This window comes from Paenibacillus marchantiophytorum, from assembly GCF_014640555.1.
In the GTDB taxonomy this organism is placed as follows: Bacteria; Bacillota; Bacilli; order Paenibacillales; family NBRC-103111; genus Paenibacillus_E; species Paenibacillus_E marchantiophytorum.
On sequence record NZ_BMHE01000091.1, the window covers coordinates 1 to 12371 of the forward strand.

Annotated in this window: 8 protein-coding genes and 1 pseudogene; 8 read left to right on the top strand and 1 reads right to left on the bottom strand. The window is 50.0% G+C overall.

Going from position 1 to position 12371, the window contains the following annotated elements; all coding sequences use genetic code 11:
- The 7 genes from IEY34_RS35385 to IEY34_RS35420 form a co-directional block, all read left to right on the top strand.
- Positions 1-610 (top strand): reverse transcriptase domain-containing protein (locus IEY34_RS35385; RefSeq protein WP_268240226.1); only part of this gene is annotated, 610 nt, incomplete at its 5' end.
- A gap of 1033 nt (positions 611-1643) precedes the next feature.
- On the top strand, positions 1644-3446 hold the full coding sequence (locus tag IEY34_RS35395; protein ID WP_189020858.1) for a sensor histidine kinase: 1803 nt from the start codon (positions 1644-1646) through the stop codon (positions 3444-3446).
- Positions 3433-4992 (top strand): response regulator transcription factor, encoded by a 1560-nt coding sequence (locus IEY34_RS35400; protein WP_189020860.1) that lies wholly within the window; start codon positions 3433-3435, stop codon positions 4990-4992. Before IEY34_RS35395 ends, IEY34_RS35400 begins: the two co-directional genes overlap by 14 nt.
- A 131-nt stretch (positions 4993-5123) precedes the next feature.
- The gene (locus IEY34_RS35405; protein ID WP_189020862.1) at positions 5124-6317 is read left to right on the top strand and encodes an acyl-CoA dehydrogenase family protein; all 1194 of its coding nucleotides are present in this window, start codon (positions 5124-5126) and stop codon (positions 6315-6317) included.
- Positions 6318-6335: 18 nt separating this feature from the next.
- Positions 6336-7670 carry an ABC transporter substrate-binding protein gene (locus IEY34_RS35410; protein WP_189020864.1) on the top strand — a complete coding sequence of 445 codons (1335 nt, stop codon included), beginning with the start codon at positions 6336-6338 and terminating at the stop codon, positions 7668-7670.
- A gap of 79 nt (positions 7671-7749) precedes the next feature.
- On the top strand, positions 7750-8664 hold the full coding sequence (locus tag IEY34_RS35415; RefSeq protein WP_189020866.1) for a carbohydrate ABC transporter permease: 915 nt from the start codon (positions 7750-7752) through the stop codon (positions 8662-8664).
- Positions 8665-8669: 5 nt separating this feature from the next.
- On the top strand, positions 8670-9518 hold the full coding sequence (locus IEY34_RS35420) for a carbohydrate ABC transporter permease (RefSeq protein WP_189020868.1): 849 nt from the start codon (positions 8670-8672) through the stop codon (positions 9516-9518).
- 110 nt (positions 9519-9628) lie between these two features.
- On the opposite strand, the gene IEY34_RS35425 is transcribed toward IEY34_RS35420, so the two are convergent.
- On the bottom strand, positions 9629-10690 hold the full coding sequence (locus IEY34_RS35425) for a serine hydrolase domain-containing protein (protein ID WP_189020870.1): 1062 nt from the start codon (positions 10688-10690) through the stop codon (positions 9629-9631).
- An 876-nt stretch (positions 10691-11566) separates the two neighbouring features.
- On the opposite strand from IEY34_RS35425, the pseudogene IEY34_RS38215 reads away from it, so the two are divergent.
- Positions 11567-12228, top strand: a pseudogene (locus IEY34_RS38215) (transposase); the annotation flags it as partial.
- Positions 12229-12371: the final 143 nt, after the last annotated feature.

The window sequence follows — 12371 nt, forward strand, 5'->3', positions numbered from 1 at the left end:
TGATGCCATTAGGGCGCTCGACCGGATCATCATGAAAGAACCCATACGCTATGTGGTAGACGCAGATATTCGCGGCTTTTTCAATCACATGGATCATGAGTGGATGATGAAATTTCTGGCGCATCGTCTAGCTGACCCTAATCTCTTAAGACTGATTAAGAAGTTCTTAAAAGCAGGAATTCAGGAGGACGGAGAGTTGAAGCCTACGGATGAAGGAACACCGCAAGGGGGAATCATTTCGCCGATCTTATCCAACATTTATCTGCACTACACACTTGATCTATGGTTCGAGATGACAGTAAAAAGAGAATGTGTAGGAAAGGCTGAAATGGTGCGTTACGCGGATGATTTCGTGTGTTGCTTTGAACAGGAAAAGGATGCGAAGCGATTCTATGAGGCATTGGTTGTAAGGCTGAAAACGTTTGGGTTAGAGATCGCAGAAGAGAAGACGAAAATTATCCGATTCGGAAGGCAGTCAGAAGTGGCATGCAAAGAGGTAGGTTTAAGGAAACCAGAAACCTTTCGACTTCCTAGGGTTTACGCATTACTGGGGCAAAGGGAAGAATGGGCGCTCGAGACTCATGAGGAAAACGAGCGCAAAGAAATTTAGGGCGAAAGTAAAGGACATCAAGGCATGGATTCGGAGCAACCGACACAAGGCAGAAGCGGAATTCATGGGAACCCTACGAAGTAAATTAGTTGGACATTACAATTACTATGGTGTGTCGGACAACATAAAAGGGATCACATCCTACCTAAGAGCAGTCAAAAGACTGGTACTGAAGTGGAGAAACCGAAGGAGTCAGAAGATAAGCTTCACGGAGGAAAAGTTCGCGAAGTTCATGACCCGAAACCCATTTCCGAAACCGCACATAACTGTGAATCTATTTGCAAAGAAAAGCAACTCTGTAAGGTAGCGTGAAGAGCCGTATGCCTTAATTGGGCACGTACGGATCTGTGAGGGGTAAGGGGCACAATCCAAGATGGAAAGGCCCCGCCTACTCGACTATTTTGCTGTTTGCCAAGTAAACTCAGCTCTTTTTGCACAAATAAGACCCTGTAGTTCCGCGATCACCCTTGCTTCCCTACTATTTGCCAAAATAGAGTCCTACAGTTCCGTTAAAAAGATTTGTCGCTCGTAAGAGGCTCATTCCTTAGGGCGGCGAAGCCTTTTTTCTTACCACAATAGAAAATATAAGTTTTCGGTTCCCGAAAACGTCTTTCTATTTGGCGATAAAACCTACCTCTAAACGCGGTCGCTCATCTTTGAATGGCCTCGATAGAGGTTTTCTCAATATATAAGAGTTTATATGTTTTGGAGTGAGCGCGGAGTTACTCCAGCCGCCTTGTGCGAACAGAGGGAACTCCAGTCCGCTATTCTAGCCAAAAGTGTCATTATCGCGAGGTTGGGGGAACTACAGGGCGCTATTTTGCTGTTTGCCAAGGAAACTCAGCTCTTTTTGCACAAATAAGACCCTGTAGTTCCGCGATCACCCTTGCTTCCCTACTATTTGCCAAAATAGAGTCCTACAGTTCCGTTAAAAAGATTTGTCGCTCTTAAGAGGCTCATTCCTTAGGGCGGCGAAGCCGCTTTACTTATGGTTGTACGGTGTCCATCGGCAAGATGGAGGGCACAGACGCCGATGCGGATCGATGATATAATCAGGTTGGGTGAGGAACGAATGACGCTAATGCAGCATTTGAAAATTAAACATAAGCTTTTTGTATTTATCCTGGCAGGTGTAATTGCCTCAAGCGGGCTGGCCTGGCTGTTTGTGCAGCAGTCGCATAAGCTGTATGAGCAAATTATTTATCGGGAAGCTTCCGACAAATTTTATTTATTTTCCGAGCGGATGGAAGAGAAGCTGCGGGAAATCGATAAGCTGTCGCTCTCGATCTTCTCCGATCCGGAAGTGCAAGCCGATTTGAAGACGATGAAGATATCTCCGGCAACCTATGAGGCTTTTGAGGCTGCCAACAAGTTGAAGCGTAAACTGCTGACGTATCACCAGTCGGATTTCTCTGTCTCGTCGATTACGATTCTCGATGCAACCGGCAACTTGCTGAGTGCAGGGGTGAACGCGGCCAGCATTAACGATGGCAACAAGGAGCGGTTTCAGAATCTTGGACATGTCTGGGGAGGGGCTAGCGTGTGGGTCGGCGGGGAAGAGCAGCAGGAAACTTTCTACGCTGTCAGGGACATCCGCGAAATTGCGGAATTGAGCCTGGAACGGCTCGGCACGCTGATGATCGGCGTCGAAGCGCCCAAGGTTGTGTACGCCTCAAGTCAGCGGCATGGCAACTATGATTCTGAGCTGATGATAACTTCTGGCGACCGATTGCTGTTCACGAGCAACCACGACTTGCCACTGCCAGTCGCGCGCAGGGGTGACTCCAATGTCGTTTCATTAAACGGCAAAAGCTATTTGGCAGCGCAATTTACGCTTGCTTATACAGGCTGGACATTCATCCACTTTATCTCCTATGATGCCGTCTTCAGTCACGTGAATATGATGAAAAATGTGCTGCTTGGTTTATACGTACTGCTTGCTGTTGTGCTGCTCTGGCTTGGTATGCGCTTTTCACTTAGTATGACCCGACCGTTAGAAGCGCTGACACAGCGTATTTCACTGGTAGAGAAGGGGAATTTTGAAATCGGCGAGCCTTTTTACCCAGTAAACAGGGACGAATTAAGTATTTTAAATCGCAATTTTGATAAAATGACAGAGCGCCTGGATGCGTTAATCAAGGAAAATTATGTGAAACAAATTCAACTCAAGGAAGCGGAATATGAGGCGCTCAAGGCTAAGGTGAACCCGCATTTTCTGTACAATACACTCGATTCAATTCACTGGATGGCGAAGGGCTACGGTCATGGAGATCTGGCCCGGATGGTCAAGGCACTCGGCGATATGCTGCGCAGCACAATTAGGCAAAAGGAATTTGTAACCTTGCGCGAGGAATTGGCTCATTTACGCAATTATGTTACGATTCAGCAGTTTCGTTTTGAAGAGCGGCTTAGTTACCAAATGGACATACCGGAGGAGCTGCTTAGCCTTCATCTGCCGTGGTTGATTCTGCAGCCAGTGGTGGAGAATTGCATGAAGTATGGTGTCGATGCAGCAACAGGGCGATGCGAGATTACGCTGACGGCAGAGCTGGAAGCAGATCGTTTGGCACTGATTATACAGGATAAAGGACCGGGCATGGCTAACCCCCTTGATCGTGATGAATCAGCAGCAGATGAGCCTGTATCGGACAGCACCGGAATTGGCTTATCCAATATCCATGATCGGATTCAATTGTGGTTCGGAGATACATACGGTATCCGGATTGAGCAAGGACGCCAGCGAGGTGCGGTTATTCGCATTGAGGTGCCGATCTTGCCGAACCCGCCAGGAACGAAAGTCAAGGGAAACAGGAGGAACAGCGATGAACGCCTATAAGATCTTACTTGTTGATGACGAGAGAATTATCCGCGAGGCGATTGCCAGAACGGTTGATTGGGAACGTCTTGGGTTAACGTTGATTGGAACAGCGGCAGATGGGCTTCAAGCCTGGGAACAAATCGAAGAGCTGCGGCCAGACATTGTACTAACGGATATCAAAATGCCGCGGATTGACGGTTTGGAATTGATTCGTCGAACCAAAGAACATCTGCCAGACACGCAGTTCGCGGTTCTTTCTGGTTATGATGAATTCGACCTTGCCGTGCGGGCCATGAATCACGGCGTCAAACACTATTTGCTCAAGCCATGCGATGAGCAAGAGATTGAGCGGGCGCTCAGCGAAATCATCCGCGAGCTGGACGAGGCGCGTCGCCGTGACAAGCTGCTCACTGCCGCGCGTCAAGCAGACGAAGCGCGGCTGACGGAGCGCGAGCCGCTGCTTGCTCTGCTGCTCGAGGAGCCCTTGGCCTTGGCGCCGGAAACCGCAGAGCATCTGCAGCAGGCGAAGCAGCTCGACCTCAAGCTGCGGCTTATCTTCGTGCAGTGGGAGACGGCCACGGCTTGCCAAGAACTGCGCGTCCGCGAGGTGGCTGCCGCGCAGAGCGGGGCGGACCGGCCGTTCGGACAGAGCGCCGTAGCCGGGAACCGGCTGCTGGCGTCCGTCGCGGACGGCGGTCTTGCCCCGGCCGTAGCCGCTGCGCAGCTGCTGCGCGACGAGCTGCTGAGCCGCTGCCCCGGGCTGCGGCTGACGGTGGCGGTCAGCGATGCTGGACCGCCTGAGGCGCTCGCGCGCCTGTACAAAGACGCGCAGGCTTATGCCGCGCGCGTCTTCTATCTCGGCGCCGGGCGCATCGCCACGAGCGAGCTGGCTGAGCCGGCGCGCGCGGCTGTCGCTGCGCCCGAGGCGGCTCGCGGCGAGCTGGTCGCCGCCGCCTTGCGCGTCGGCGACATCGAGGGAGCGCGGCAGGAGTTGGCCGCGTTCTTCCAGGCGCTGGCCGCCGCCCGCTGTGATCGGCACACGTCGCTAAGCCTGTGCCTTCAGTTGATGACAGCGATGCTCAAGGATACGCCGCCGGAGGAACTGCTGAGCAAGACAGCGCAGCTGCTTAGTTTGCCGACGCTTGGCGACATTGAGCACTGCATCGCTGGCGAGTTGGAGATCACGGCGCAGCGCTTCGAGGATTCCTCGACGCATAAGGGCACGGCAGTCGTCATGCGGATGAAGCGGCTGATCGCCTATTATTTGGCGCATGAAGAATTATCGCTGCAATGGCTTGGACAGCATCACCTGTTCATGAACGCAGAGTATTTGGGTCGCTTGTTTCGCAAGGAAACGAATGAAAAGTTTTCGCTGTATTTGACGCGTTTGCGAATCGAGCGGGCGAAGGAATTAATTGCTACAGAGACCGAAAGCAAGATGTATGAGATCGCCGAACGCTCGGGATTTGGCGGCGATCAGCAGTATTTCGGCAACGTGTTCAAGAAGTTTACAGGCCTTTCGCCGCTCGAATACAGGAAGAGTCTGGCGGGCAAGTCGCGCTGAGGGCCTGAGAGCTCTCTCGGATTTTCACAAAAAACGTATCGGTTTTTTCTATGTTGGTTTGGATGATTCAGGTATATACTCGGTTTAATTCCTAGTATTCTCATATGTTTATAGGTAGAGGAGAGAAAGAGATGACTACGGACGTAAGATCAGATGCATTTATTCGGAATGAGCGCGAGGCAGAGCTTGCGCAGCGGTCCGATCGATTAGCTATTCGCTTCGCGGAGCGTTCGGCGCAGCATGATACAGAGGGAAGCTTTCCGTTCGCCAATTTCGCGGATCTTCGCGAGGCAGGTTACTTGCAGTTGACCGTGCCGCGTGCTTATGGCGGAGAGGAAGCGTCGCTGTACGAATTGGTGCTTGCCCAGGAACGGCTCGCGCGAGGCGATGGCTCGACGGCGCTTGCGGTGGGTTGGCATGTAGGTTTGCTGCATCAGCTGCGCTTTACGCATGCTTGGCCGGAAACGTTGTATGCACGTTTTTGCCGTGAGTCGGTGGAAACCGGCGCGCTGGTTAATCATTTGGCGACGGAGCGGGCAACAGGCAGTCCGAGCCGGGGAGGAAGACCGGAGACGAAGGCCGTTGCCACAGAGGGCGGATGGCTGCTGAGTGGACGCAAAACCTACAGTACACTGAGCCCGATCCTCACTTGTTTTACCGTTTCGGCAGCAATTGAAGGCACGGAGGAGACCGGGGAGTTTTATGTGCGTGCCGAATCTGGCGTGCGTGTGGAAGAAACGTGGAACACGCTTGGCATGCGCGCTACGGGGAGTCATGATGTAGTGCTAGAAGACGTATTCGTGCCTGATGATCAGTTGGTTCATCGTTCGGGAGCACCGCGCGAGGAGCGCACACCTGACGAAGGCGGCTGGCTATTGCATATTCCCGCTTGTTATATCGGGATTGCGCATGCGGCCAGAAGCTTTGCGATTAACTTCGCGCAGCACTATCGACCGAACAGTTTGACCACACCGATCGCTGAACTGCCGAATATTCGGCGTCAAATCGGTGAAATGGAAATCGCGCTTGTGACGGCGCGCACGGTTCTATACTCGGTTGCCGATCGCTGGGACAGTGAACCTGAGCGGCGCAAAGCGCTGAAGGCGGAGCTGGGCTTGGCCAAGCATGTGGCCACGAATCAGGCCATCTCGATTGTAGATACAGCGATGCGTATCGTCGGTGCTGCAAGTTTATCGCGCAGCCTGCCATTGGAGCGGATGTACCGCGACGTGCGGGCAGGACTTCACAATCCGCCGATGGACGACATCGTGGTCAACGGGTTGGCGCAGAGAGCTTTGGAAGAAGTGAAACTTACGAATACCTAAAAGGGATGGGGATTAAACATGGCAAAAGCAAGAATAACAGGTTTAACAGTTGCCTTGAGCACTGTGTTGGCGTTGGCAGGCTGCTCAAGCGGTACTACTTCCAATGCGCCAGCTGCGACAAGCGCTGCAACGGCAGCCGCCACGACAGCTCCGGTATCCAAAGATCCGGTTACACTGCGCATGACGTATTGGGCTGGTTCGCAGCTGACCGTTGACAGGAATAACGCTGTCGTGCAGCTGTTCCAGAAGGCCTACCCGAACATTAAGGTAGAGGCTGAATATTATGCAGGCGATGCGTATTGGGATAAAATGAGCGTGCTCGCCGCTTCGAATAATTTGCCTGATGTGATCCGGATGGATTACTCCAAAATTACGAATTTCGTCGGCAAAAATTTGCTTCTCCCATTGGATGACTATTTGAAGGACAAAACGATTAATCTGGAAGGCGTCAACCCCATCCATAATGCCGGCGGTCGTTTCAATGACAAACAATACGGCATCAACATAGGGAACAATGCGCTGGTCATGTTCTATAATCCGGAACTGCTTGAGAAAGCAGGGGTCAAACCGCCGGCAGACAATTATACATGGGAACAGTACGAGAAGGATTTGCGCACGATCAAGGATAAGCTCGGCATCTTCGGTGATACCCACTTAGCGCAGTCGCATTTCAGCGTCTGGCTTCGCCAGCATGACAAGTCACTTTTCAACAAAGGACAGGATGCGCTCGGGTATGACGACGATCAGCTCTTCATCGACTTCTTTAAACAGCAGCTTCGCTGGCAGAAGGATGGACTCGTTACACCGCTCGGCACGGAGTTGGAAGTGAAAAGCTTGGAGGATGGTCCTTTTACGAAGGGACAGACGGCTTTCGGCGGATTCTCTTATTGGAGCAATCACGTCGATATTATGGAAAAACAGCTGAAAAAGAATGTCGGCTTAGCCATGTATCCGGGCGACGGCAAGGGGATGTACATTAAGCCATCCTTCTTCCATTCCATTGCCAAATCGTCGAAGCATCCTAAGGAAGCCGCGCTCTTTATTGATTTCTATACGAATAATATCGAAGCTGCCAAATCACTCAACGCTTACTTCGGTATGCCTTATAATCCTAAAGTGATTCAAGGTATCCAAGATACCTTCACGGAAACACAAAAACGCGTCGTAGCTTATTTAACGAACGTAGAGAAATATGCGTCTGCGATTGATGCACCGGAACCAGCTGCTGGAGCCGAAGTAACCAAGGTGTTCAAAAATATCAGTGACGAAATTTTATTCGAGAAAACGACGCCGGAAGAAGGCGCCAAGCGATTCCGCAAAGAAGCAGGCGCAATTCTGGCCAAAGGGAAATAACAGCTGTCGAACACTGTGCGGGAGGAGGCTTGTCTTCCTCCCCGCTGTTCGCTGAAGGAAAGAGGGGGGGAAACTTGGCATGGCGCAACCAACGCGAGGAAAGAAGCTGCGGGATTATCGCAATGCGGCGGGCTATGCGTTCATTTCGCCGTGGCTCATAGGATTCATCCTGTTCTCCGTCGCACCGATGATCGTTTCGCTTGCGCTCGCATTTACCAAATATGATATTTTATCGCCGCCGGAATGGGTTGGATTAGATAATTTCAAAGAAATGTTCACAGGTGATCCGCGTTATTGGAAGTCAGTGACTGCCACACTCCTGTTCGTGTTCATTGCGGTTCCGCTGCGGCTGTTATTCGCACTCGTTGTCGCGATCTTGCTGAATACACGTTTGAAGCTGACGGGTTTGTTTCGCTCGGCCTTCTATTTGCCTACATTAATTGGCGGCAGCGTCGCTGTGGCCGTTATGTGGCGTCAACTGTTCGGCGCGCAAGGCGCAGTCAATTCGCTGCTGTCTGCAGTGACCGGACAATCCTTCCAAACTTCATGGATCACGCATCCCACGACGGCGATTTTCTCGCTAGTTCTACTTGCCGTATGGCAGTTCGGTTCCGCCATGCTGATCTTTTTGGCTGGCTTGAAGCAGGTGCCCAAGGAACTGTACGAGGCTGTTACCGTTGACGGGGCAGGAGCTTGGCAGAAATTCCGCTGGATCACATTGCCGCTGCTAACACCGGTGATCTTCTTTAATTTAGTCATGGGAATTATTAATGGCTTTAAGGTTTTTACGGAGGGCATGCTTGTAACTGGGGGCGGACCGTTCGATAAAACACTGTTCTATGCGTTGTATTTGTATGAGAAGTCATTTCGTTATTATGAAATGGGCTATGGCTCTGCTATGGCATGGGTGCTGCTGGCGGTGATTGCTTGTTTCACGGCGGCATTGTTCGCGACATCACGTAATTGGGTGCACTATGAATCGAGGGGAGACTAGGCGGCATGATATCCAAACAAAGACAAATCTTGCATATGATTCTGCTGCATACCTTTACCGCAGGTTTTGCCCTGGTTATGATGTACCCTCTGTTATGGATGGTGTCAAGCTCGCTGAAAGATACGAGTGAAATCTTCGTCCATGCGCACCAATTAATCCCTTCCACCTTCAAATTGGATAATTATTCGAACGGATTTAAAGGATTCGCGGGCATCTCGTTTGCAGTATTTTTCAAAAATTCGCTGATTGTGACAATTTTATCCGTGATCGGAACGGTGATTTCATCCGTTTTGACGGCCTATGGTTTTGCGCGTATTCGGTTTCGCGGAGCGGCCATCTGGTTCGCCTGCATGATGACGACGATGATGCTGCCCAGCGAAGTATTGACAATCCCGCAATATATTTTGTTCCAGAAGTTGGGTTGGATCAACACGTTTAAGCCTTTGATCATACCCTCCTTCTTTGGCGGGGCCTTCTTTATTTTCCTGCTGATTCAATTTCTGCGCGGGATTCCCAAAGAGCTCGACGAGTCGGCCAAAATTGATGGCTGCGGACTATTTGGCATTTTGGCGCGTATTCTTCTTCCGCTGCTCATTTCTCCGATCATTACCGTGGCGATTTTCAAGTTTTACTGGACATGGGATGACTTTTTCAGTCCATTGTTGTATCTCAATTCCCCCAAGCTGGCTACGGTCGCCCTAGCGCTCAAAAACTTCTCCGACCCGACCATGCAAACCGATTGGGGCGCCTTATTCGCAATGTCGGTCCTATCGCTTGTGCCTGTCGTACTCGTCTTTGCCGGATTTCAGAAATATATGGTTGATGGTATCAGCACGACTGGACTTAAAGGGTAGTCAAATTTACAAAGTGATGATAAAAGCCGCAGCTAAGGACTTATTCCCAAGTCCCTAGCTGTGGTTGTTTGACATATGGAGGCGGATTAGGCATCCAATCAATGCGCTCCTTAGCTAAATTCGGCTGTGAACAGCTTCTTTGTAAGCAGGGCAGCAAGCGAATCAACAGACATTTTGCGGATACCGATCAGGGGGGCAAGCTGACCCCAAATATCACCACCGTTATTGGATAAAATGATTAATCCGATCTGTTTATCGCGATTGAACGCTGCGAAACTACTCGATCCGTACGTTCCTCCATTGTGCCAGTGCGTTGTGGAACCATCCTTCTCTCTGTAGAACATCCAGCCCAAACCAATGCCGATTCCCCTGCTTTTGAGGATGTCGTGCTGCGCTTTCCTGCATTCCTCTAATGCAGCTGGAAAGGGAGGAGCGAGGTCCTTCCAGTGAGCCTCTACGTAAGTTAGCATATCTGACACCGTCGACCGCACGGCACCCGCCCCGGCTACCGTATCCTGAAAATCCCAATGCGGTACAGATTTCCCCTTGGCATTGAAGACGGGCAGCAGGTGCCCGCGATGATTTTCCGGGAGTACTAATGCGGTATCGACCATGCCGAGAGGTTTAAAAACCAATTCTTGCAAAGCGGCATCCAAGCTAACGCCCAACCGTCGGGCAAGCAGCCATCCTAATAAGCCAAACCCATAATTGGAGTAGCTGTGTTTGATGGAATTCTTGGCACTTTCCGCTGAAACAGCGCTGAATAAATCATCGTCTTTGTAGTTCGCATAAGGATTCATTTTATTTATGATGGAGCTTTTCAAATTTGTAGGCAATCTTGGAAGACCTGCCGTGTGAGTCGCTAGTTGCAGCAAGGATGTCTGACTGGCAAATGGATTTGTGGACCATTCGGGAACGAAATCAGACAGCGGATCAGAACGATGCCAGACGCCATTCTGCTCGCCGATGGCTAATAGGAGGCCAGTGATGGTTTTGGAAATCGAGCCAATCTCATAAAGGAAGTGCGAGGCATCAACCACGCTGCTCTGTCCCGAAGTCCAGATTGTGCGAGCTGAATGACGAACCAATCCGATCGTTAACTGATGGTTGGGGCGCTCGGCCCACCGCTGAACACGTTTTGTCGCCAAGATGTCCTTTAACTGACTAATCATTTATGTTATTCCTTTCTTTATAGAAAATAATGATACTAATATGATATCACATTTAGTAAAATATTCAAATTATTCCATTGGTGGTTTTGGGCAACTTTTTAATTGTGAGAATCTATAAAAGGGCACTATATGGTGCTCGAATTGGAGGGTTGTGCCGAGGGACTTGAAGAGGGTGTCCCATAGGCTCATGGGACACCCTTCTCAAGTCAATGAATCTTGGGACAAGCCCAAGACTCCTTACGAACTCAATACCCTCTATTCGCTCAAAATCGCTCCTTCTGAAAATCTAATGAATCCCAGAAGCTCTATTACTGACAAATGACCACCTTTCCGCCTAAAATCTGCTCGATAACGCCAATCCAGTTCATTAATTCGCCTAAGTAGCCATTTTCTCGTCGATAAGCATCGTACAGTTCGTTAGATGTCTTTGGGGACCGGAAACCTTCGCAGCAAAGAAGTCTGTGGTGGATGCCAATGAGAAGAACCTAGCCTGTGACTAAGGTCTCAAGTCAATGAATCTTGGGACAAGCCCAAGACCTTTTACGAACTCAATACCCTCTATTCGCTCAAAATCGCTCCTTCTGAAAATCTAATGAATCCCAGAAGCTCTATTACTAACAAACGACCACCTTTCCGCCTAAAATCTGCTCGATAACGCCAATCCAGTTCATTAATTCGCCGAAGTAGCCATTTTCTCGTCGATAAGCATCGTACAGTTCGTTCGATGCCTTTGGGGACCGGAAACCTTCGCAGCAAAGAAGTCTGCGGTGGACGCCAATGAGAAGAGGGTGTCCCATAATTCATAGAAATGACTGGGGACACCCTCTCATTTTTTGTAAACAAAAAGAAACTGTTCTTTGGTTAAATGGGAGGCGGACCAAAACCGAAGCCATTGCGAATCGGTATACGTTTGTTTGGGGCAAAGCTGTCGTAAAGCATAAAGCCAAGCTTAAAGAAAAGTTCAGAAAGCACATGGCGGCGGGGATCTGTGCGAATTAGGCGAAACTTCGAAGATAACGAGTGAAAAGCTGGAGAATGCCGTTAAACAACTGGAAGAAAAGCTGCAAGAAAAACCAAAGGACAAGCCACTGAAGAAGGCGGTGCGTACGCTCCGTAAAGATTCGCTCCCTCGCCTTCATGCGAATGAAGGAAGATCACATACACGCTGTCTCATCCCTCAGAGCGAAATGAAACCGAAGCTATTGTCAAATACAGCACGTTGTGAAGGCTGTCCACTAAAATCGCAGTGTACCAAAGCTCAGGGGAATCGCGAAGTTAAAGTAAGTTTAAAGTATTTACGCTTAAAGAATCAGGCACGAGAAAAACTTCGCAGCGAAGAAGGCGATGCGTTAGCAGTCAGGCGGATGATTGAACCGGAGCCTGTATTTGGTGACATCAAGAACAACCGAGGATTCAAAAGAATCCTGCTTCAAGGCTTACCCAATGTAGGTCTGGAGGTCGGGTGGCTTTCGCTTGCCCATAATTTGTTGAAGAAAGCGGCCGTAGACGCAAAAAGCAAAGGAGTTAAGCACCTGTAAGCGCTTAACTCCTTTGCTTTTTTTTTCTACGACAGTATAATTAACTAACCGTTCAATAAATCCCATTTTTGCTCTAAATCATTGAGGTAACCTTCGGTATTGCGATTAAATTTCTTGCGTAATATAACGCTGGTTAAACGCTG

What these genes read in the sequence shown, in the direction of transcription:
- IEY34_RS35405 (WP_189020862.1), top strand. Translation starts at nt 5,124, where the DNA reads ATGACTACGGACGTAAGATCAGATGCATTTATTCGGAATGAGCGCGAG.
- IEY34_RS35410 (WP_189020864.1), top strand. Translation starts at nt 6,336, where the DNA reads ATGGCAAAAGCAAGAATAACAGGTTTAACAGTTGCCTTGAGCACTGTG.
- IEY34_RS35420 (WP_189020868.1), top strand. Translation starts at nt 8,670, where the DNA reads ATGATATCCAAACAAAGACAAATCTTGCATATGATTCTGCTGCATACC.
- IEY34_RS35425 (WP_189020870.1), bottom strand. Translation starts at nt 10,690, where the DNA reads ATGATTAGTCAGTTAAAGGACATCTTGGCGACAAAACGTGTTCAGCGG.
- IEY34_RS35400 (WP_189020860.1), top strand. Translation starts at nt 3,433, where the DNA reads ATGAACGCCTATAAGATCTTACTTGTTGATGACGAGAGAATTATCCGC.
- IEY34_RS35415 (WP_189020866.1), top strand. Translation starts at nt 7,750, where the DNA reads ATGGCGCAACCAACGCGAGGAAAGAAGCTGCGGGATTATCGCAATGCG.
- IEY34_RS35395 (WP_189020858.1), top strand. Translation starts at nt 1,644, where the DNA reads ATGCGGATCGATGATATAATCAGGTTGGGTGAGGAACGAATGACGCTA.